The sequence below is a fragment of the Mesorhizobium sp. LNHC232B00 genome, from assembly GCF_000502435.1.
Taxonomy (GTDB): Bacteria; Pseudomonadota; Alphaproteobacteria; order Rhizobiales; family Rhizobiaceae; genus Mesorhizobium; species Mesorhizobium opportunistum.
The window spans coordinates 1-20,578 of sequence record NZ_AYWP01000032.1; the positions used below are offsets into that span (position 1 = coordinate 1).

The 20,578-nt window shown below is 63.4% G+C and carries 27 protein-coding genes and 1 pseudogene; 8 read left to right on the top strand and 20 right to left on the bottom strand.

Translation table 11 applies throughout. The annotated features are described in order from the left end of the window. Nucleotides 1-284, bottom strand: a 284-nt coding sequence (locus X743_RS143035) for an ACT domain-containing protein (RefSeq protein ID WP_031258483.1), incomplete at its 3' end; no start/stop codon positions are given. Between the two features lie 304 nt (nt 285-588). Here X743_RS143035 and X743_RS143030 point away from each other — a divergent pair. Beyond that, nucleotides 589-852 (top strand): YMGG-like glycine zipper-containing protein, encoded by a 264-nt coding sequence (locus X743_RS143030; protein ID WP_023768381.1) that lies wholly within the window; start codon nt 589-591, stop codon nt 850-852. A 149-nt stretch (nt 853-1,001) separates the two neighbouring features. Here X743_RS143030 and X743_RS143025 read toward each other — a convergent pair whose 3' ends face one another. From X743_RS143025 to X743_RS142990, 8 genes are all read right to left on the bottom strand, one after another. Continuing rightward, entirely contained in the window at nt 1,002-1,847 is an 846-nt protein-coding gene (locus tag X743_RS143025) for an acyl-CoA thioester hydrolase/BAAT C-terminal domain-containing protein (protein WP_051508622.1), read from the bottom strand. A 197-nt stretch (nt 1,848-2,044) separates the two neighbouring features. Next, nucleotides 2,045-2,446: a 30S ribosomal protein S16 gene (rpsP, locus tag X743_RS143020; protein WP_010912392.1), complete on the bottom strand. Its 402-nt coding sequence runs from the start codon at nt 2,444-2,446 to the stop codon at nt 2,045-2,047. Between the two features lie 68 nt (nt 2,447-2,514). Then, nucleotides 2,515-2,856, bottom strand: coding sequence for a chorismate mutase (locus tag X743_RS143015; protein WP_023768383.1), 342 nt, complete (start codon nt 2,854-2,856; stop codon nt 2,515-2,517). Between the two features lie 7 nt (nt 2,857-2,863). Beyond that, nucleotides 2,864-4,468 (bottom strand): signal recognition particle protein, encoded by a 1,605-nt coding sequence (gene ffh / locus X743_RS143010; RefSeq protein WP_023768384.1) that lies wholly within the window; start codon nt 4,466-4,468, stop codon nt 2,864-2,866. Between the two features lie 410 nt (nt 4,469-4,878). Next, entirely contained in the window at nt 4,879-5,166 is a 288-nt protein-coding gene (locus tag X743_RS143005) for an addiction module antidote protein (RefSeq protein ID WP_023778933.1), read from the bottom strand. A 2-nt stretch (nt 5,167-5,168) separates the two neighbouring features. Further along, on the bottom strand, nt 5,169-5,456 hold the full coding sequence (locus tag X743_RS143000) for a type II toxin-antitoxin system RelE/ParE family toxin (protein ID WP_023768386.1): 288 nt from the start codon (nt 5,454-5,456) through the stop codon (nt 5,169-5,171). A 146-nt stretch (nt 5,457-5,602) separates the two neighbouring features. Continuing rightward, nucleotides 5,603-6,205: a DUF1236 domain-containing protein gene (locus tag X743_RS142995; protein WP_023768387.1), complete on the bottom strand. Its 603-nt coding sequence runs from the start codon at nt 6,203-6,205 to the stop codon at nt 5,603-5,605. A gap of 63 nt (nt 6,206-6,268) precedes the next feature. Beyond that, a complete protein-coding gene (locus X743_RS142990) occupies nt 6,269-7,366 on the bottom strand; it encodes a putative zinc-binding metallopeptidase (protein WP_031258487.1) in 1,098 nt (365 codons plus the stop codon). Nucleotides 7,367-7,664: 298 nt separating this feature from the next. On the opposite strand from X743_RS142990, the gene X743_RS142985 reads away from it, so the two are divergent. Beyond that, nucleotides 7,665-8,462 (top strand): lytic transglycosylase domain-containing protein, encoded by a 798-nt coding sequence (locus X743_RS142985; RefSeq protein ID WP_031258489.1) that lies wholly within the window; start codon nt 7,665-7,667, stop codon nt 8,460-8,462. Nucleotides 8,463-8,642: 180 nt separating this feature from the next. On the opposite strand, the gene X743_RS01000000169405 is transcribed toward X743_RS142985, so the two are convergent. From X743_RS01000000169405 to X743_RS142975, 3 genes are all read right to left on the bottom strand, one after another. Next, a complete protein-coding gene (locus tag X743_RS01000000169405) occupies nt 8,643-9,026 on the bottom strand; it encodes a hypothetical protein (protein ID WP_224690096.1) in 384 nt (127 codons plus the stop codon). A gap of 70 nt (nt 9,027-9,096) precedes the next feature. Continuing rightward, a complete protein-coding gene (locus tag X743_RS142980; protein ID WP_224690095.1) occupies nt 9,097-9,585 on the bottom strand; it encodes a hypothetical protein in 489 nt (162 codons plus the stop codon). Between the two features lie 269 nt (nt 9,586-9,854). Continuing rightward, nucleotides 9,855-11,078 (bottom strand): argininosuccinate synthase, encoded by a 1,224-nt coding sequence (locus tag X743_RS142975; protein ID WP_023768393.1) that lies wholly within the window; start codon nt 11,076-11,078, stop codon nt 9,855-9,857. Between the two features lie 80 nt (nt 11,079-11,158). Between X743_RS142975 and X743_RS1000000174040 the strand changes: the two genes are divergently transcribed. From X743_RS1000000174040 to X743_RS1000000170015, 3 genes are all read left to right on the top strand, one after another. Beyond that, nucleotides 11,159-11,284, top strand: a complete 126-nt coding sequence (locus X743_RS1000000174040) for a hypothetical protein (protein WP_023768394.1) — start codon at nt 11,159-11,161, stop codon at nt 11,282-11,284. A 109-nt stretch (nt 11,285-11,393) separates the two neighbouring features. Beyond that, nucleotides 11,394-12,035 carry a LysE family translocator gene (locus tag X743_RS142970; protein WP_023768395.1) on the top strand — a complete coding sequence of 214 codons (642 nt, stop codon included), beginning with the start codon at nt 11,394-11,396 and terminating at the stop codon, nt 12,033-12,035. 99 nt (nt 12,036-12,134) lie between these two features. Beyond that, nucleotides 12,135-12,815, top strand: a complete 681-nt coding sequence (locus X743_RS1000000170015; protein WP_023768396.1) for an outer membrane protein — start codon at nt 12,135-12,137, stop codon at nt 12,813-12,815. Between the two features lie 7 nt (nt 12,816-12,822). On the opposite strand, the gene X743_RS142965 is transcribed toward X743_RS1000000170015, so the two are convergent. The 4 genes from X743_RS142965 to rlmN are packed head-to-tail and all read right to left on the bottom strand — an operon-like array spanning nt 12,823 to nt 15,704. Then, entirely contained in the window at nt 12,823-13,497 is a 675-nt protein-coding gene (locus X743_RS142965) for a GNAT family protein (protein WP_023768397.1), read from the bottom strand. A 40-nt stretch (nt 13,498-13,537) separates the two neighbouring features. Further along, nucleotides 13,538-14,026, bottom strand: a complete 489-nt coding sequence (locus X743_RS142960) for a hypothetical protein (RefSeq protein WP_023768398.1) — start codon at nt 14,024-14,026, stop codon at nt 13,538-13,540. Beyond that, nucleotides 14,026-14,472, bottom strand: coding sequence for a hypothetical protein (locus tag X743_RS142955; RefSeq protein WP_023768399.1), 447 nt, complete (start codon nt 14,470-14,472; stop codon nt 14,026-14,028). The genes X743_RS142960 and X743_RS142955 overlap by 1 nt, the downstream gene beginning before the upstream one ends. Beyond that, entirely contained in the window at nt 14,469-15,704 is a 1,236-nt protein-coding gene (gene rlmN / locus X743_RS142950; RefSeq protein ID WP_031258492.1) for a 23S rRNA (adenine(2503)-C(2))-methyltransferase RlmN, read from the bottom strand. Before rlmN ends, X743_RS142955 begins: the two co-directional genes overlap by 4 nt. A gap of 348 nt (nt 15,705-16,052) precedes the next feature. Here rlmN and X743_RS142945 point away from each other — a divergent pair, with 348 nt between their 5' ends. Together X743_RS142945 and X743_RS01000000169415 are read left to right on the top strand one after the other, a co-directional pair. Further along, nucleotides 16,053-16,352, top strand: a complete 300-nt coding sequence (locus X743_RS142945) for a hypothetical protein (RefSeq protein WP_023768401.1) — start codon at nt 16,053-16,055, stop codon at nt 16,350-16,352. A gap of 99 nt (nt 16,353-16,451) precedes the next feature. Further along, nucleotides 16,452-17,811, top strand: a pseudogene (locus tag X743_RS01000000169415) (chloride channel protein). Nucleotides 17,812-17,883: 72 nt separating this feature from the next. Here X743_RS01000000169415 and X743_RS142940 read toward each other — a convergent pair. From X743_RS142940 to X743_RS0137070, 3 genes are all read right to left on the bottom strand, one after another. Further along, a complete protein-coding gene (locus X743_RS142940) occupies nt 17,884-18,387 on the bottom strand; it encodes an invasion associated locus B family protein (RefSeq protein ID WP_013892215.1) in 504 nt (167 codons plus the stop codon). A 272-nt stretch (nt 18,388-18,659) separates the two neighbouring features. Beyond that, on the bottom strand, nt 18,660-19,022 hold the full coding sequence (locus X743_RS142935) for a YkvA family protein (RefSeq protein ID WP_023778919.1): 363 nt from the start codon (nt 19,020-19,022) through the stop codon (nt 18,660-18,662). Between the two features lie 138 nt (nt 19,023-19,160). After that, nucleotides 19,161-19,457, bottom strand: a complete 297-nt coding sequence (locus X743_RS0137070) for a 4a-hydroxytetrahydrobiopterin dehydratase (RefSeq protein WP_031258495.1) — start codon at nt 19,455-19,457, stop codon at nt 19,161-19,163. 91 nt (nt 19,458-19,548) lie between these two features. Between X743_RS0137070 and X743_RS142930 the strand changes: the two genes are divergently transcribed. Beyond that, nucleotides 19,549-20,067, top strand: a complete 519-nt coding sequence (locus X743_RS142930) for a low molecular weight protein-tyrosine-phosphatase (protein ID WP_023768406.1) — start codon at nt 19,549-19,551, stop codon at nt 20,065-20,067. Here X743_RS142930 and thpR read toward each other — a convergent pair. Beyond that, the gene (gene thpR, locus X743_RS142925; RefSeq protein ID WP_013892219.1) at nt 19,971-20,567 is read right to left on the bottom strand and encodes an RNA 2',3'-cyclic phosphodiesterase; all 597 of its coding nucleotides are present in this window, start codon (nt 20,565-20,567) and stop codon (nt 19,971-19,973) included. The genes X743_RS142930 and thpR overlap by 97 nt on opposite strands. Between the last annotated feature and the right edge of the window lie 11 nt (nt 20,568-20,578).

Here is a 20,578-nt window from a genome sequence, read left to right on the forward strand (position 1 = left end):
GCCAGCCGCGTGGTGATGGCGGCGAGGAAGCCGACTGCTTCAAGTGACGAGTGGATGTTCAGCGTGATCATCCGGCAGCGGAACGAGGCGGCCAGCCCGGCGGCATGGGCCGCCGCCTCGGTCACGATCAGCGTCGTGCCCTCGCGCTCGCGGAATATCATGAGCGGTTCGAGGCCTTCCGGCTGGGGAATTCCTCGCGTCAGCGTGGCGAAGACATAGATGCCATCCAGCAATTCCGGCGTCATCGATGCCAGCAATGTCTTCAGATCGGTTTCGCCGGTCATTTGTTCCTCACCGGATGCATCCATAGCCGCGAGCGGTGAATGCCGATAGTCGCGATGTGAAGCTGGAGAGACAGCATCCCGGATGTCGCTTCTGCCTTCGCCAATAGCCAATTTCGCTGATCGGCAGGGATTTCGAGGTCGGCCTCGCCATCTGAAGCGCGAAACCGAGGCATGACCGGCACGGCACCCTACCGCTTGTTCGAGCAGGGCGTCGCGATCTTTGTTCTCCTCGGGATCAAATTAGCCGTCTGAGAGTTAAGGACCAGGCGGCGAGACGGCGATCCGCGTGTGAGAGGAACGAAAGATGACGAAAATCTTGACCATTCTGGTGTTGGCGACGGCGCTCGGCGCATGTTCGCAGACGGAAAAAGGCGCTGCCGTGGGTGGCCTTGGCGGTGCCGCGGTCGGTGCCGCGGTTGCGGGCGATCCGGTGCAGGGCGCGGTTGTCGGGGGCGCGGTCGGTGCCGTGGCCGGCGCACTGATCGGCCATGCCAGCGAAAGCGGCCAGTGCCGATACCGTGACCGCTATGGTCGGGTCTATGTCGACCGCTGCCCGAGCGGCTATTGATCGCCTCAGGGCTGAGATCAAAACGGCGGGCACGGGCCCGCCGTTTGCATGTGATTGGATAATCGGAGCAATTCCAGGACAAGTGTGAAACGGTTTTTCCGGGAAAAGCGCATAGCGCTTTCCCTTGGGAATTGCGTCAGAACAAAGAGTCAGAGCAGTTTTCGGATGTATCCCCAGGCTTCCCGGCCGAGATCCGCATCGGCGCGATCGTTGCCGCCATGCGCGTGCGATATCGACCGTGAGGTGGTTTCTCCGGGCAAGAGAATGCGGTGGCCAGCGTCGGGCGCTGAAACCAGGCGTGTGGCCTTTCCGGCATCCTTTCGGCGCTGAACGATCGCTTCGGCGAAATCCAGGGATGGCCACAGCGCATCGTCGCCGCCCGCGACCAGCACGATCTCGGCCGGGATGGCCTCGACGGGAATGGCGGCCCGGGCCGCTTCCTCCCAGAAATTTGTCAGGCAATGCTCGAAGAGGCCTCGGTAGGACACCAGGCCGTCGACATGGCTTGCGTTCCAGCTCGGGTCGGTTGGAACGAACGGCAATGGAAGCCCTTCCAGGGTCCACGACGATCGTTCAGGCCAGGCGATGCCATCGCGGCCCGGCCCGATATTTCCCCAAACCACCGATGTCGGGCTGATTGCCACCACGGCATCGATGCGCGAATCATGGGCCGCCGTGAGCAGGGATGCTTCGGCACCCTTGGACGTGCCGACAAAGACGATGCGCCGGCATCCCAGTCCGGCGAGATGGTCGGTTGCGGCGAAAAACGTCTCGAGAGGGACCTCGCAGATGCCGGGAACCTGGCCTTCGCCGCCAAACCACTGAAGCGCGAGCGCGGACGCGCCCTCCCTGGCGAACAGTCTGGCGCGAGCGACGTCGACACGGCCGCTGGATCCGCTCAAGACGACAACGCCCGTCGTGGCGCCGGTGCAGCGCAACAGCTTTCCGGCAACGCCAGCGGACAGGATGTCTTCCGTGATTGCCCGTTCGCCCATCCGCTCCATCAGCCTAAAGCGTGTCGCGTCGAGGCGGATTCATGCGCCGCGCTTCAGGTCTTTGTTTTATGCATGTCGTCCCCCAAAACCGAGATCACTTTTGGGCGACATGCATTGAATGCCACCGTGGCATTGCCGGATGATAGCAAAACGGCGGGCACAGGCCCGCCGTTTCGTTGATGCGATGAAGCAATATTTTACTCGGCGGTGGCGGCTTCCGCTTCGGCCGGAGCGGCGGCAGCGGCCGCGACGGCGGCAGCGGCGTCTTCCTGCGCCTTCTTCAGCAGGGCGGCGCGCTCCTGCGCCTTCTTGCCCGGCTCGGCCTTCTTCGGGTTGGAGCGGGCATCGCGCTTGGCGAGGCCGGCCTCGTCGAGGAAGCGCAGCACGCGGTCGGTCGGCTGGGCGCCATGCGACAGCCAATGCTTGACGCGGTCGGCGTCGACCTTGACGCGCTCGCCGTCCTTGGGCAGCAGCGGGTTCCACGAGCCGAGCGACTCGATGAACCGGCCGTCGCGTGGCGAACGGGCGTCGGCAACGACGACGTGGTAGTAAGGACGCTTCTTCGAGCCCGCACGGGCCAGTCTGATCTTCAGTGCCATTTCTTTTCTCCTAAAAGCTCTGATTTCGTTTGATTGGATTTCAACTGAGATTTCTCAGCCGGTTTTCGTCACGCCGTTGGCAGCGGATTTTTTGTCCCGCCGCTGCTCGAAGCGGCGATCTGTTCGTGGTGTCGGATCACTTCGCGGACGACGAAGTTGAGGAATTTCTCCGCGAAATCGGGGTCGAGATGTGCGTCATGCGCCAGCTGGCGAAGGCGGGCGATCTGCTGCTGCTCGCGCGCCGGATCGGCCGGCGGCAAGCCATGCTCGGCCTTCAGCACGCCGACCGCCTTGGTGCAGCGGAAGCGCTCGGCCAGCATGTGGATCAGGGCGGCATCGATGTTGTCGATCGAGGCGCGGTAGCCGGCCAGGATGGTGCGTGCGTCGGCCATGTCTTTTTCTTCGTTCATAGCGCCCTCACTTCTTCTTGCCGAGGCCGGGCAGCCCGCCGCCGCCGAGGCCCGGAAGCCCCGGAAGTTTCATGCCGCCGGGCAGGCCGGGCAGGCCACTACCGCCAGGAAGACCGCCGGGAAGGCCCTTCATGCCGCCAAGGCCCGCGGCCTGCGCCTGCTTCTGCAAGGCTTCAAGCTGCTTGGGGTCCATCTTGGAAAGGTCGGGCATGCCGCCCATCATCCCCCCGGGGCCGCCGGGCATCATGCCGCCAAGGCCCATCTTGGAAGCAAGGCCACCCATCATGCCGCGCATCAGGCCGCCGCCTTTGCCCTTGCCGCCCATCGCCTTCATCATGTCGGCCATGCCGCGATGCATCTTCAGGAGCTTGTTGATCTCGGCCGCGTCGGTGCCGGAGCCGGCGGCAATGCGCTTCTTGCGCGAGTGCTTGAGCATATCGGGATTGGCGCGCTCGGCCTTGGTCATCGAGGAGATGATGGCGAGCTGGCGGCCGAACATCTTGTCGTCGAGGCCGGCGGCGGCCATCTGGTCCTTCATCTTGCCCATGCCCGGCATCATGCCCATGATGCCGCCCATGCCACCCATCTTCGACATCTGCTGAAGCTGCTGGGCGAGGTCGTTCAGGTCGAACTTGCCCGACTGCATCTTCTTGGCCATCGCTGCCGCCTGCTCGGCGTCGATGTTCTCGGCGGCCTTCTCGACCAGGCTGACGATGTCGCCCATGCCGAGGATGCGGTCGGCGATGCGCTTGGGGTGGAATTCCTCCAGCCCGTCCATCTTTTCGCCGGTACCGATCAGCTTGATCGGCTTGCCAGTGACGGCGCGCATCGAAAGTGCGGCGCCGCCGCGGCCGTCGCCGTCCATGCGGGTCAGCACAAGGCCGGTGATGCCGACGCGTTCGTCGAAGCTTTTCGCCAGGTTGACGGCGTCCTGGCCGGTCAGCGAATCCGCCACCAGCAGGATCTCGTGCGGGCTCGACACCTTCTTGATGTCGGCCATCTCGACCATCAACGGCTCGTCTATATGGGTGCGGCCGGCGGTGTCGAGGATGACGACGTCATGGCCGCCGAGCTTGGCCGCCTGGACGGCGCGCTTGGCGATGTCGACGGGGTTCTGGCCGGCAATGACCGGCAGCGTCGCCACCTTGACCTGCTCGCCGAGCTGGCGCAGCTGCTCCTGCGCCGCGGGCCGCCGCGTGTCGAGCGAGGCCATCAGGACTTTCTTGTTCTGGCGCTCGGTCAGCCGCTTGGCGATCTTGGCCGAAGTGGTCGTCTTGCCGGAGCCCTGCAGGCCGACCATCATGACGACGACGGGCGCCGGCGCATTGAGGTCGATGGCGACGCCTTCGGCGCCCAGCATGTCGACCAGCTCGTCATGGACGATCTTGACGACCATCTGGCCAGGCTTGATCGACTTCAGCACGGCGGCGCCGACGGCCTTCTCGCGCACCTTGTCGGTGAAGGTGCGCACCACTTCGAGCGCCACGTCGGCCTCGAGCAGCGCACGGCGCACCTCGCGAAGTGCTGCCGAGACATCAGCCTCCGACAGCGCGCCGCGGCCGGTCAGGCCGTTCAGGATGGAGCCAAGACGCTCCTGTAGGGACTCAAACATTGGTCAACTCGCCGCGCGAGAGCGCCTTGGATTCATAGTAATCCCTGTCGGGCCGATGGCCCTCCACGCCTCTTGTGCGCTCCTGTAGCGATTCAAACATCGATCGTCCTTCAATCTCGGTTCGGGTTCGATCCGAGAGGTAATGCGTTCGCGCCAACTGTCCAAGCAAAAGCAAAGCCCAAAACCAAAAAGCACCCGGGGGCGCTCAGCGCTGCCGGATGTTGGCCTCCAGGATCTGTTTACAGCACTTGGCCTCAAAGAGGCTTCGGCGTCCTGGTCGGCTTGCTCGGAGGGATACTCGTCGCGGAATTCGAGGGGTGTAGACAGGAAATCGGCCGAAGAGTCAAGACAAGGGCGAGTTGGCAAGGCGTGCGCGAGCCATCTGCCGGACGACCGCCCTGCGAAGTGGGTCAGCTTGCCGGCTCGGCTGTGATCTTCACCCCGAGCGCCTTCGTGACCCCCAGCAGCGTCGAAAGGCGCGGGTCACCGTCGGGCCTCAGTGCTTTGTAGAGAGCTTCACGAGTGACGCCTGCTTCCTTTGCAACGGCAGTCATGCCGCGCGCGCGGGCAACGATGCCGAGCGCGTTCGCTATATAGCTGGGGTTGCCGGACGCAAAGGCGTCGGCCAGCAGTTCGGCCTGACCTTCGGCGCTGCCAAGATGCTCGGCGGGATCAAAGGGAACGGTTTCGATTGCCATGATCATAACTCCTTGGCCATCTGGATGGCCATTTTTATGTCGCGACCTTGGCTGGACTTGTCGCCGCCGCAAAGCAGGATGATGACTTCGTTGCCCCGTCTGACGAAATAGAGCCGGTATCCCGGCCCAACATCCAGTCGAAGTTCGCCGATGCCATCGAAGTACTTCACGTCTCCCATGAGGCCGGACTGGATGCGGGCGACGCGTATCGCGATCTTCTCGACGGCCCGCTTGTCCCTCATGCCGGCGAGCCAGTCACGAAAGTCGGCGGTTTGGCGAACCTCGATCACCCGTGAACTATAGTTCACATCTTTGATGCGTCAACCCATAGTGGAAAATAATTCACAGTCAAAACCGGCGGCACCCAGGCGGGCGTGCCTGGGTGGGTAGGTATCCGGATATCACTGCCAGCCGCTTCGGCGACGGCCGGCTGGCCTCAGCGCACCACGTACATGATGCGTCGCGTCTGCGGATCGACCAGCGTCGGCTGGCCGTTCACATAGACATAGCGGTAGTTATAGTCCGGGATTTCGCGCAGTTCGACGGTGTCGGGCAAGGTTGCCCCGGTCACTACCTCGCCATCCAGATAGACGGGGTCGAGACGGTGTGTACTGACATAGGTCCTGACTTCGGCCGGTGGCCGCGGGATGGCATCGACCGGCTCGCCGGCGACGATCGCTCCGGTATAATCGGTCGAGTAGTCGCCGATGTCTTCCGGCGGCGAGACGACGGCGACGCTGGAACCGTGCGGGCGCTGCGTCAGCACCACCCGGCTGCCGCCGAAATCGGCTGTCACATAGTCGGAATAGACCCAGCCCTGGCCGCCGGCTTCGGCGATGGTGCACCATTTGCTGTTTTCGATGCAGCCATTGAGCGTTGCCGACTGGCCGGCGGCGAGCACGCCGATGACCGGATATTGCGGCCCGGGGCCGGCGCGAACGTTGAGATCGGTGACCGCCGAGACGGCGGTATCGGCAAGTGCTGAACCCGACATCACGGTCAGCATCCCGGCGACCGCGGGAAACAATACGGATTTCATGATTTCTCTCCGTTTTCATGGTCCCTCGGCGGTGAAAACGGCGCAGCGGCGCATGCGTTCCGGCTAAAACGCCTGCATCAACTCACGATTTGTTCCCGGTTCTTTCGGCAAACCGGTCAGAAGGTCGTGAACGAAGGTGAGTTTCCGCGCCGTGACGTCCGAAATGACGAAGGGGTAGAGGTCAGGCAGGCCCATGCAGCGGTTGATCGAGTTGGAGGCTTCCGACAGCACCAGCCAGCGGGCAAGGATCTTGTCGAAGGGCTCGGGCGTGTTTGCGGGTTCCGAAGGTGCTGCCTGCAGTTCGCCGCCGGTGTCGCCTCGCGGCAGATCGTTGGCTTCCACTGTCTCGAGCCGGCCGAGCGGGAAGTTCAGCGCATGGACCATCTCCAGGGTGTCGGTGATGTGCAGATGGTGGGCCCAGGTTTCGGCCCAGTCCTCCCACGGATGCGAGGTGGCATAGGCCGAGATGTGGTTCTGCTGCCAGTCGGGAGGCGCGCCGTTGGCATAGTAGGTCTTCAGCGCCTGTTCGTAATCGGCGCGTTCATCGCCGAACAAAGCGCGGAAGGCGTCCAGCCTTTGCGGATCGTCGCGGATCAGGCGGTCCCAGTAATAATGGCCGAGCTCATGGCGGAAATGGCCGAGTAGCGTGCGATAATTCTCACCCATCTCGACGCGGCGCTTCTCGCGCTCGGCGGAATCGGCCTCCGCGACATTGAGCGTGATCAGGCCATTGTCGTGGCCGGTAAGGATCCGTTCGCCGCCGGGGCCGCCGCCGATCGGATCGGCGAGGAAGTCGAAGGCGAGGCCTATCTCGTCGGTGGGGGCCTGCTTGGGCGCGACCGGCAGGCCGAAGGCGAGCAGCGAATAGATGGCGCGCTTCTTGGCCGCCTCGACCCGGATCCAGCGGCGGCGATTGCCGTCGACCGAGAGATCGGGGATCAGCTGGTTCAGCACGCAGGCACGGCAAAAAGCCTGTCCGGGTTCGGTCATCCAGTTGCAGGCGCACTCGTCGGCGTTGGTGCACTGGAAGGCGCCGTCGGCGCCCGACAAGGCAAATTGGGCATGGGCGGGATCATAGAGCACGAGACTCCCGCAATTTAGGCACCGGGCGTTCTCGAAGTAGAGACGATGGCCGCAATGCGGGCAGTCGAAAAGTTTCATGTCGGTCTCAATCGTCGGATCAGGGGAAGGACGTCGTTCAAACGCCGATCATCAGGCGTCGTTCCCGACCGTGACACCATTCAGCAACATGGTGGAAGGATCGGCGGGGTTTCGGCCGCGCCCGCCACAATAATCACTTGATCGTAGGCAAATTCCACGGCATTCGCCAGCATTGCAGTAGAGACGGTGACAAGAGCACGTCCGAGACAGCGACAAAGGGCGCGTCTGGGACAGTGACAAGAGCATGTTTCGCTGGCAAATTCGCGCGGGACGTGAATCAGGCAACCAGGAGAACAACATGGCATTTCTTGCCAAGGGTAGGATTTTAGCGGCCACCGTAGTGGCGGTACTTGCGCTGGCAACGGGCGCGCAGGCAGCATCCAGCTGCGGCAAGACCGGTGCCGGCTTCGAGGCCTGGAAACAGGATTTTGCCGCGGACGCCAAGGCCGAAGGTGTCGGCTCGAAGGGTCTGGCCGCCCTGGCCGGCGCGACCTACGCAACAAGGACGATCTCCGCCGACCGTGCAATCCACAAGGCTTTCAGCGGCTCGGTGGAAGCCTTCATGAAGCGCCGTGGCGGGGCCGCGATCATTTCCAAGGGCCGTGCGCTGAAGAAGTCTAACGCCGCGCTGTTCAACCAGATCGAGCGGAACTACGGCGTGTCGCCGGGCGTGTTGCTCGCCATCTGGGGTATGGAAACCGGGTTCGGTGCCTCCATGGGCAACCAGAACACGGTCTCCGCCATTTTGACGCTGGCCTACGATTGCCGCCGCCCGGACTATTTTCACCCGCATGCCATTGCGGCCCTGAAGCTGGTCGACCGCGGAGCGCTGAGCGCCTCGTCGGTCGGCGCCATGCATGGCGAGGTCGGCCACACGCAGTTCCTGCCCGGAAATGTTCTGAAGTATGCAGTCGGCAGCGGGAATCTGCGCGACAAGGCGACGGCGCTCGCTTCCACCGCCAACTTCCTCAAAGGCCACGGCTGGCGAGCCGGCGCGAGCGCGGACGCGAATATGGGCGCGATTGCCGGCTGGAATTCCGCAAGCGTCTATCAACAGGCCATCGCCCAAATCGCCACGGCGATCGACGCCGACTGATAGAAATCTCTATTCGGCAAAAGCCCGGCCATGGCCGGGCTTTTTTGTTGATGGGAGCGGCAAACACGGCTTCAGCGTCTGGGGGCTACTTCACGTCGAGCGCGTAGGAGCAGCCAGCCAGCGCCTTGCCGGGATGGGACTCGACGGTCGAGACGTTGAGCGTGATGCGCGTGGCAAGTCTCACGCCGCCGCTGTCCTCGGTGCTTTCGGCCACGACCTTCTCGCCCAGGAATTGGTCCGGGGTCGAGACGCCGCCGGGACGTTGAGCTGGCGGGCGAGATCCGCTGCGGCGATGCCGTCAAGCACGGCCATCGGTCCGGTTGCGGTAAAGGCGATTGTCACCGTCTCGCGTCCGAAGACATGGACCGGAGCAGGCAGTTGATACTGCCGCAGGAAGGGATTGCCCGATGCAACCTCTTTCCAGCCAAGCGTATCCGCCGCCCTACGCTCGCCGGCCAGCCACAGGGCAAAGCTGTTGTAGTTCGGCACGTCTGCCCGGCATTCGAGGAGTGCGGCGAGGTCGAGCGAGGCGGGATCATAGTCGCCGGCTTTGGCAACAGCCAAATTCGCCAGGATAGCCACCGCCGGCAGGAAACAGTTTCCAGGAATGGCCGAGCGCCTAGGCACATCACACTCAATAATGCGCGTAGCCGCTCAACGGGCATTTTTGGGAGGCGGGAACCCGGAAGGTGCCGTCAATACCGCTGCAGTTACGGAATCTAGGGTTTTGCGGCGGCGGGGCAACCGTCCTTCGCTTGCCCTCGATGACCGTCGGGACTCCGGAATTCTGCGCGTAGCCGCTCGAAGGGCATTTCTGGGAAGCGGGAACCTGGAAGGCGCCGTCAATGCCGCTGCAGTTACGGAAGTTGGGTGACCGCGGCGCCTGGGCTTGCGCGGGCGCAGCCGCCTTTGCTTTGCCCTTGAGGACCATCCAGATTTCGGTCGGCTGGTCGAGCTGAAGCCTGTTTATGTCGGAATAGCTGATGCGGCCGCTGCGTATCCCATCGGCAATGCGCTGGCAAAACAGGGCGGGCATGCGCTCTTGCGAGACGCCCATGAACAAAGCCATGTCATGCTTGAACGTAAGGTCCCGTGTGCGAGCGGAGGCGACGCATTCGTTCATCTCCGCCTTCGGGTCACGCTTGGCGCCTGCCTGTGAGGACTGGCACACCGTCAAGACGACGATCAAGCCAAGCAGAAGAGAAATACTATTCTTCACTGTCAAACCCCCTAAACCCGCAAGTGAACTTAGATGATACCGCCAAAAGGTCAAACAGGAACCGAGTCCAGGCGGCTTGATTTTGTTTATATTAGAGGAAGCAAATAAAAACCCGACGTCTCCGTCGGGTTTCTTAGGCGTAGTTGGCAAAGCGCCAGGCCGTTGTCCGGATATCATCCCTTGCGGTTGCGGGCGGCCAGGGTGCGCAGCCTCAGCGCATTGAGGCGGATGAAGCCGGCGGCGTCCTTCTGGTCATAGGCGCCGCGGTCGTCCTCGAAGGTGACCAGCGCGTCGGAATAGAGCGTCTTCCTGGACTTGCGGCCGGTGACCATGACGTTGCCCTTGTAGAGCTTCAGCCGCACCGTGCCTTCGACGTCTTCCTGGCTCTTGTCGATCATCGCCTGCAGCATCAGGCGCTCGGGCGCGAACCAGAAGCCGTTGTAGATGAGTTCGGCGTAGCGCGGCATGAACTCGTCCTTGAGGTGGGCAGCACCCCGGTCGAGCGTGATCGATTCGATGGCGCGGTGCGCGGCGATGAGAATGGTGCCGCCGGGCGTCTCATAGACGCCGCGCGATTTCATGCCGACGAAGCGGTTCTCGACCAGGTCGAGCCGGCCTATGCCGTTGTCGCGGCCGAGATCGTTGAGTGCCGCCAGCATGGTTGCCGGCGACAGCTTCTTGCCGTTGAGCGCGATCGGATCGCCCTTCAGGAACTCGATCTCGATCTCGGTGACCTTGTCGGGCGCATCCATCGGCGAAACGGTGCGCTGGTGGACGAATTCCGGCGGCTCCACCCAAGGGTCCTCCAGCACCTTGCCCTCGGAGGAGGAGTGCAAGAGGTTGGCGTCGACCGAGAAAGGTGCCTCGCCCCTCTTGTCCTTGGCCACCGGGATCTGGTGCTGCTCGGCGAAATTGATCAGGTCGGTGCGCGACTTGAACGACCAGTCGCGCCACGGCGCGATGACCTTGATGTCGGGGTTCAGCGCGTAAGCCGAAAGCTCGAAGCGCACCTGGTCGTTGCCCTTGCCGGTGGCGCCATGCGCGATCGCATCGGCGCCGGTCTCCCTGGCGATCTCGACGAGATGCTTGGAGATCAGCGGACGCGCGATCGAGGTGCCGAGCAGGTAGGTGCCTTCATAGACGGTGTTGGCGCGGAACATCGGAAAGACGAAGTCGGACACGAATTCCTCGCGCACGTCGACGACGCGGATGTCCTTGATGCCCATCATCTCGGCTTTCTTGCGCGCCGGCTCCAGTTCGCCGCCCTGGCCGAGATCGGCGGTGAAGGTGACGACCTCCGCGCCGAGCTCGGTCTGCAGCCATTTCAGGATGATGGATGTGTCGAGGCCGCCGGAATAGGCGAGCACGACCTTCTTGACGTCTTTGGTCTTGGACATTTCTGCTCCGTCGATGGCGGACACTTGGGCGTCACGCATTGTCGGAGCGCCTTTTAGCAGGAACGGCAAAGCGAGCAAGCATGCGCGGCGCCAGACTGCTGATCCAGCGCGTGGCGGCTGGCGTCTCTGAAACTCTTCGCGATGTGGAATGGATCGTCAGCCTGATCGATGCACGTGAGGAAGCTCCGAAGCGTCCGGCCACCTAAAAGAAAAGGCCCTTGCCGCTCGAGCGTGCCCGCCGGAGATGCACTAACTAGCCATCTGGCGCCGGCGCGACGCGTCTTGTATAGGCCCCAGGTTCTCCCGGAGCCTTCCATGTCCTTCATTCCAGACACCACCACGCTGATCCAGTTCGCCATCGCCACCGTGATCCTGGCGATCACGCCTGGGCCCGACATGACGCTGTTCGTCTCGCGCACGCTGAGCCAGGGGCGGGCCACCGGCTTTGCCTCGATGGCCGGCGCGCTGTGTGGCACGCTGGTCCACACCACGCTGGTGGTGGTCGGCATCTCGGCGCTGATCGTCGCCTCGCCGATGGCTTTCTTCGTGCTGAAGATCTTCGGCGCCGGCTATCTCGTCTTCCTGGCCTGGCAGGCGATCGCCAAGGGCTCGGCCTTCTCGCCGGAAAAGAAGACGGGCCCGCGGATCTCGCTGTTGCGCAGCTGGGCGGCGGGGCTCGGCGTCAACCTGCTCAATCCGAAGATCATCCTGTTCTTCATGACCTTCCTGCCGCAATTCGTCTCCGCGCACGACCCGAACGCGCCAGGAAAGCTGTTTTTCCTTGGGCTCATGTTCATCGTGCTGTCGATCCCGGTGACGGCGCCGATGGTGCTGGCGGCGGAAAAGTTCTCGGCGGCGATGAAAGCCAGCCCGCGGGTCACGCGGGTGGTCGATTATCTCTTCGCCGGCGTGTTTTCGGCCTTCGCGCTCAAGATCCTGACGGCGCACGCGAAATAGGCTTTCCCGTTACCGCGAATTTACCGGCGCTGTTGCATTGTTGCAATTGTAGGCTCCGTTGCGCTCGCCTAAGAACCGCTAGGGCACTTGGGGAAATCAATGAAAAGCATACTTTTGGCATCTGTCGCCTTGATCGGGCTGGTCTGCGAGGCCAGCGCGCAGGACGCGGCTTACAACTGGTCGGGGTCTTATATCGGTGTCGAGGGCGGCTATGCCGGCTCTTCGGTCCGCTTCAATGCCGACGCGACCAGCTTCCACGACACCTACCACAAGGATGGTTATCTCGGCGGCATCTACGCCGGGCATGACTGGCAAAGCGGACAATTCGTCTATGGCGTAGTCGGTGATTTCGATTTCATCGGCATGCACGACACGGAATTCGGCCAGCTTGACCTTCTAGGCAAGGGCGAGACCTACACCTACGACGTCGACTGGGTTGCGACCGCGCGCGGCCGCGCCGGCTATGCGGTGACGGACGGTTTGCTGGCTTATGTGACCGGTGGCGTGGCGGCTGGGCATTTTCAGGCGACATCCTATTCAAACGTCTTCGTTCCGTTTCCTCCGTTTTCCTCGGCGTCGACCTCGGACTTCTCCGGCGTGAAGTTCGGTGGCGTGTTCGGCCTTGGCACCGAATATGCGCTGGCTGACAAGTGGTCGCTGAAGGCGGAATATCTCCACTACATATTCGACGAGATCGAGCCGGGGCCGGGCGGTACGGCCGGCGCGAGTTTCCGGCCGTCTCTCGACACAGTGAAATTCGGTATAGCGTATCGCTTCTAAGGGTAAGCTAGGCGGGAAGACCGGGTCCGGCGAAGGGGCGGATCAATCCGGCCGCCTCGGCCATCTTTGCACGCTCTTCATACTCTTCGAGCGTCAGCGCATAGAGCATCTGGTCGATGCGTTTGCCGGTGCGGCCATCGATGCGGTGCGACCGCAACGTGCCTTCGAGCCGCAAGCCGGATCGTTCGCAGACGGCGATGGCCGCTTGATTGCGCGCCAGTGGCTGGAATGTAACCTTCTCCAGCTTGCGCTCGCGAAAGAAATGCCGGAGCAACACGATCGACGCCTCGAACGCCATGTTGCGGCCGCGGTTGTCCGGATCGCCGATGATCAGATGGAGCGAGCCGAGGCGGTGCCTCAGGTCAACCTCCATCACGGCCAGGCCTAGCGGCACGTCATCGGGCCGTCGCAGGATCGCCATCAGGTTTCGCTTCAGATTGTCGAAGCTCGCGGCATAGGCGCGGAAAGCGTCGAGACCCATGGCTTTCTGCGGCGCGTTCAGCCCTTCCATGACAGCCGGATCGGTCAGCCATTCCGTGATCTCAGGCGTGACCTCGGACGGCACGAGCGTTCGGATGCGAGCCTTGTCGCTCCACCTGTCGACAAAGACCGGCTTCAGTCGCTGTGCCGCAAGAGGTGTAACAAGCGGTGGGAGTGGCGACCTTGCGCCCTGCTGCGGCATTTTTGGCATCGCCTAGTCATGCGAAAGCAAGCGGTCGGGGTCAAGAGCGCCGATCGAGATCAGGCGCCTGAAAGCTTCGCGTGGCCATTTGCCACCAGCTTCCCGCCCAGCGCCCGGCGGCGAGCCAGTAGAAGATGCCGCCGACCATGCCGCTGCCGATCACCGCCATGATGGCGCTGGTGCCGGTCACCGCGAAGGTGGTGTCACCGATGTGGTCGACAATGCCGAGGAACACGGCCGCGACAACGGCGCCCGCCAGCGCATAGAACAGCCAGTCGCGCCGGCCGAGGATTTCGGCAACCAGGACGACGACCGCCGCCGGCATGAAAGCGAAATAGGCGACGAACAGGGCGACGAAGGGAATCGAGAAATACAGCGAAGCCGTCGCCGCCGGATGCGCCTGTTCCGGCGTGTAGCCGAGCGATGCCAGGAACAGGACGTTGAGAAAAGCGCTCGCCGCCAGCGAGGCGACGGCATAGCCGAACAGGATGACGGCAAGGCGCACGATGTAGGTGACCAGGCGGCCCATCACGGATCTCGCTGCTTGAGCTGACCGGACCCACGCCCAGCCAGAAGCCAGTAGACCCAACCGGCAGCGGTGCCGGCGGTGGCCAGGAAACCGAGGAAGCCAGGATTGAAAACAAATCCTCCCGCCGAGCCCGGGACCAAAACACCAAAGGCGATGGACGTGATCGCACCCGTGGCCGCGAAGTAGAACCATCCCTGAAGCGATCGCCATTCGGCGAGAACGATGGCAGGGCCGACGACCAGCAGCGCGCAGACGGCCACGGTCAACACGGCGAGCGGAAAGGACCCCAGCCAGTCGAAGGTGAAAACCAGGGACCAGTTGCCGTATTCGATCCCTTCCAGAAGCGTGATCAGCAGGACTGGCACCAGGATGGAGGTCAGCACGGCGGCGACGTAACCGACTGCTATGATGGCGAAACGCTTGAGCCCGGCGACGAGACGGTTCACGCCTCGCCGTGCCCCGCGATCATCATGGCTTCCAGCGCCAGCCGGTCGACCTTGCGCATACGCTCCGATTCCGACTTCAGCTGGCCGCAGGCGGCGAGGATGTCGCGGCCGCGCGGCGTGCGGATCGGCGAGGCATAGCCGGCATTGTTGATGTAGTCGGCGAATTTCTCGATCGTCTCCCAGTCCGAGCACTGGTAATTGGTGCCTGGCCACGGATTGAACGGGATCAGGTTGATCTTGGCCGGAATGCCCTTGAGCAGCTTGATCAAGCCCTTGGCGTCCTCGATGGAATCGTTGACGTCCTTCAGCATCACATATTCGAAGGTGATGCGCCTGGCGTTCGACAGGCCGGGATAGGCGCGGCAGGCGGCGATCAGCTCCTTCAGCGGATACTTCTTGTTGATCGGCACCAGGAGGTCGCGCAGATCGTCATTGGTGGCGTGCAGCGAGATCGCCAGCATGACGCCGATCTCCTCGCCGGTGCGGAAGATCTCGGGCACGACGCCGGAGGTCGACAGCGTGATGCGTCTTTTCGACAAGGAAAGCCCGTCGCCGTCGGAAGCGATCAGCAGCGCCTTCTTGACCGCCTCGAAATTGTAGAGCGGCTCGCCCATACCCATCATGACGATGTTGGACACTTTGCGGCCCTCGGCCGGCACGATGGCGCCGTCCGGCGTATCGCGGTCGGGAAAATCGCCGAGCCGGTCGCGGGCGGTGAGCAATTGCGCCAGGATTTCCTCGGCGGTGAGGTTGCGGACAAGCTTCTGCGTACCGGTGTGGCAAAACGAGCAGGTCAGCGTGCACCCAACCTGCGAGGAGATGCAAAGCGTGCCACGGCCTTCCTCGGGGATGTAGACGGTCTCGATCTCGACCGGCCGGCCGGCGCCGCGCGGCGGGAAGCGGAACAGCCATTTGCGGGTGCCGTCGGCGGAAATCTGCTCCTCGACGATTTCGGGCCGCGCCACGGTGAAATGCTTGTCCAGTTCGGCGCGCAGGTCCTTGGAGATGTTGAACATGCCGGCGAAGTCGGAAACGCCGCGCACATACATCCAGTGCCAGAGCTGCTGGGCGCGCATTTTTGCCTGGCGTTCCGGCACGATGCCCGAAGCGACCAGCGCCTCGCCGAGCTCGGCCCGGGTCAGGCCGATCAGCGACGGTTTTTCGGCCGACGAGGCGCGGGCGCGCAACGCGTCACGGGCGCCTTCAGCGGTGAGGTCGAATGAAAGGGTCATGGTTTCACAGATATAAGCGGTTTGCGGCCAATGTTCAGACATCGTGCCGGACGTGAAGCGCGGCGCATAGCACAGGTTGAGGGCGGAGTCATGCCGGATGGCACACAACGCCTTGGTGCCGGCGGCGTCTCGATCGTGTAGGTTCTGGTCGACACACGAACCCATGGGGCTGAACCGAGCATTCACGGACCACCCGGTTTGACGCACGACAACGCCCGCTACGCCGGCCTTGCGGCGGCTTCCGGTGCCTTGGGACCGATCACATTGTCGTGTTGGCGTAACGATTCCCATGCCGGCTTCGAAGCCTGAAAGGGGCAACCATGCCCTCGACAAATGGGAGTATGCACAATGAACTCGATCAAGATCGCCGTCCTTGCAGGGCTCGTCGGCCTTTTCGCCTCGCAGGCACTTGCCGAAGACGCGATGGGCAAGATGACCATGATGAAAGGCGGGGAGGTGACGGCGATCATGCCGGACGGGCACATGGGCACCATGATGCCGGATGCGAAGATGGGTGCCGAGATGATGAAGATGGCAAAGCCGATCAAGCATTGCATGATGATGATGACCGACGCCAAGGGCAAAGCCTACATGATCGACACGTCGACCAAGAAGGCCCAGGCGGAATGTGAAAAAATGGCCATGTGAGGTCTGGATCCGTAGCGACTTCTCCCGTCGGCGCATGCGCCGGCGGGCTTGATCGGCGTCATGCCTGTGCTAGGGCTCAGCCTCCATCCGAGGACAGACATGGCCGGCCAATCGCGAAAATATCCCCTGTTGCGGCGCTCGCGCGCCATGTGGGGCTCGCGGCGCGTCTGGCAGCCGCGGCTGGTGTTCTGGGCCGGCGCCGTCGGCATCGGCGTGATCAGCGTCCTGTTCGCGGTGCTGGCCGACAGGGCGCAGGAATTGTTCCATCTGATAACGGGCCGCGAGGACGGCTGGCGTTTCTATCTGCCGCTCATCCTCACGCCGCTGGGCTTCGTGCTGTGCGCCTGGCTGGCCCACAGCTTCTTCCCCGGTTCGCAAGGCAGCGGCATTCCGCAGGCGATCGCCGCCCGGCACCTGCGCGACGACGACGACCGCAGCCACATCCTCTCGCTCAAGCTGGTGGCGGGCAAGATCGCGCTCACCATCGTCGGCTTGTTCTGCGGCGCTTCGATCGGCCGCGAGGGGCCGACCGTGCAGGTCGGCGCGTCCCTGATGCTGCAGGCGGCACGCTGGGGCGGCATGGCGCAGGCGCGCGGCCTGATCCTGGCCGGCTCGGCGGCCGGCATCGCCNATCGCCGCCGCCTTCAACACGCCGCTGGCCGGCATCGTCTTCGCCATCGAGGAAATGGGGCGCACCTATGAGGCGCGCACCAATGGGCTGGTGCTGACGGCGGTGATCCTGGCCGGCATCGCCTCGCTCGGCCTGCTTGGCAACTACACCTATTTCGGCGTCTCGAAGGAGACGATCGCGTTTGCCGCCGATTGGCCGCTGGTGATCGCCTGCGGCGTCATCGGCGGCGGCTTCGGCGCGCTGTTCTCGCTGCTGTCGCTGAAGATAACGCGGCGGATCCGGCGCTGGCACACCGGGCAACCCCTGCAGCGCGCCTTGCTGGTGGCCGCCATCTGCGGGCTTGCCGTGGCGGCGATCGGCATCGCCTCGGGCGGGCTGACCTTCGGCACCGGCTATGTGCAGGCGCGCGGCGCCGTCGAGGGCACGCCGCTGCCCTGGTTCTTCTTCGCCGAAAAGTTCCTGGCCGGGCTGCTGTCGATGGTCTCGGGCATTCCCGGCGGCATCTTCGCACCATCGCTGGCGGTCGGCGCCGGCATCGGCAGTTCGCTCGGCCTCGTCCTCGGCGCCAGCACCGGTGCGGCGGCTCTGCTCGGCATGGCCGGTTATTTCGCCGGCGTCGTGCAGGCGCCGATGACGGCTTTCGTGATCATCCTGGAGATGACCGGCAATCACGACAATGTCATCGCGCTGATGCTGGCCTCCATGCTGGGCTACGGCACGGCGCGCATGATCTCGCACGAGCCGCTCTATCACGCGCTGTCGCGCGTCTTCATCGCCGAGGCGATCCGGCGGCGGCGGGCGGAAGCCGCGCCGGCCCCGCAGGACTGAGCCGCGGGGTCCGAAAAAAACAAAAAAGGCCGGGCTTTGCGGCCCGGCCTCCGGTTCAAATATGGTTCGTGCCTATTTGCACTTGGCGATCGACGACAGCGCCGCCGAGATGCCCTTCAGCGAGAAGACATAGGAGGTCGGGTTGCCGCGGCCGGACTTCGCCGACACCTTCATGTCGCTGCCGGTCTTCATGGCGGCGATCAGGACCGGCTCCTCGGCGGCGTTCTCGACCCAGGCCGACTTGCCGCGCGTGAACATCGAGAAGGATTTCTTGTCGATGGTGACGGTGGCCTTGGAGCCTTCCTGGAAATTGTAGCCGGCGATGAACTGCGGCTCGTAGGAGACCTGTTGGCCGGGGCGCTGGCTGACGAAGAAGAACATGTCGCCATGATCGAGCGTCGGCGGCTGCTTGTCGGTCGGCACGGTCAGCACGTAGCAAACCTTGCCGCCCGACGCCTGGTAGCTGTAGGTGCCCCAGGCATTGTGCTGGCCGATCTTGGTCGCCTGCTGCGCCAGCGCCGGCGCTGCAAAGGCCACCAAGGCCAGACCCGAGACTAGTGCAATCAATCCGCGCATCGTTTTTCCCGTATTCCAAATGGTGCGGAGGCGGGCCGCATGGCGTCCTGCCGTCGCTTCATTTTGATTTAATCTGGGTTACCAAACGGTGAACTTCTCTGAGAAAAGGACACTCACCCTAGGAAACCGCCGCCATTTTCGCGCCGCCGCCTTGTCAGCGGCTGGCGCGACGTCCCTTCGGCGACTTGGAGGCCACGAAAGCGGCAAGAGTTTGACTTTTTTGCCGGGCCTCCGAACGCCTGTATCCAGAGGCCTGGCTGGCATCGGGACGCTCAACCCTTGTCGGCGATGGCATCCCTGGCGGCCTGTCGATGCGCCGGCGTGATGTGGGCGCTGACGGCGGTGATCGCGGCGGTCAGCACGGCAATGTCGTCGGTGAAGCCGAGCCCGAAGATGAAGTCGGGGATCAGGTCGACCGGCAGCACGAAATAGCCGAGCGCCGCCACCAATATGCCCTTGGCGCGCAGCGGCGTGTTCTTGTCCATGGCGCAGTAATAGGCGGCGACGACGTCTTCCATGAACGGAATCTGCCGCGCGGCCTTCTTGGCCGTGCGCCAGAATTTCTCGCGCACTTCGCCCTCGCCGGCGAGCTTGTCGCCAAAGCCGAAGAAATCAAAACCGGATTCTTGCGCCATCAATCGCTCCTCGCGGGCCTCATGCGCATCCAAGCGCACGCCTCGCGAGCGAAAATGTGGTGAAAGCCGAACCCCGCTGCAAGATGCCGGTGCCGATTTGGCGATCCGCGCCCGGTTGCGGCCATGAAAAGGTAATGTTCAGCCGCCGGCAAAGCGGTTCATCTTCTTCGCCAACTCGATGTCGAGTGCCGTCAGGCCGCCGGCATCATGGGTGTTGAGCGTGACCTCGACCGTCTTGTAGACGTTCGACCATTCGGGGTGGTGGTCCATCTTTTCCGCGGCAAGGGCGACGCGGGTCATGAAGGCGAAGGCCTCGGAGAAATTCTTGAAGGTGAAGGTGCGGCTGATCGAGCCGCCATCCTGTGCCAGCGCCCAACCATCGAGCCCGGTCAGCGCTGCTTCGGCGGCTTGCCTGTCCAGTTTCTCTCTCGCCATGTTCTTTTCCCATGCTATCTCGATTGAAGTCGTCACCATAATGCATGTCGCGGTTTTGGGATAACGACATGCGCAACGAAATTCCGGATCGATGAGCGCGAAGCCGATAAAATCCATTCTGTTCGTTTGCCTCGGCAATATCTGCCGGTCGCCACTGGCCGAGGGCGTGTTTCGCGCGGTCTGGGCGGAGCGCGGGCTTGGCCAGGATATCCTGCTCGATTCGGCCGCCACAAGCGGCTGGGAGGTCGGCTCCGCTCCCGATCCGCGCTCGATGGCGATTGCCGTGCATCACGGCATCGACATTTCCGCGCAGCGGGCACGCCGGATCACGCCGCAGGATTTTCACCGCTTCGACCTGATCCTGGGCATGGACCGATCAAATGTTCGCGACCTGAAGGCGCTGGCGCCGGCGGTGATGCGCGAGCGCATACACCTGTTCCTGGATTTCGCGCAGGGAAGACCGCGCGACGTGCCGGATCCCTATTACGACGGTCAGCAGGCTTTCGCCGAGGTCTACCGCATGATCCGCGAGGCGTCGGAGGCGCTGGCGACCCGGCTGGCAGGGCGGGCGTCGGTGCTCGACAGCGGCCAGGCTTCCTCGACGATATAGGGTCCGCCGCCGACCGAATCGCGCGACGACATCAACACGAAGCGGCCGATGCGGAACGGCAGGGTCGAGAAATTGCCGCGCGCCGACAGATATTGAGCAACGTCCAGCGGGCTCGAATTGCGCAGCCTTGCAAGAGTGACATGCGGCATGAATTTGCGCGGATCGGCGGGGATGCCGAGCCGCTGGCAGATGCGATCGATTTCCCCCTGAAGTGCCGCCAGATCGGGCGAAGCCGACACGCCGGCCCACACCGCATGCGGCTTTTTCTGGCCGAAAGCACCGACGCCGGTCAGGGTCAGCGAGAAGGACGGGCGGTGGACGCGGTCGAGCGCGTTGGCGATCTCGTCGGCGACATGGCCCTCGACATCGCCGATGAAACGCAGCGTCAGATGATAGTTTTCGACATCGATCCAGCGCGCCCCTGGCAGGCCACCCCTCAAAAGGGACAGCGAAAGGGCGGCGTCACGCGGAATTTCGAGGGCGGTGAAAAGACGCGGCATCAAAAGCCTCC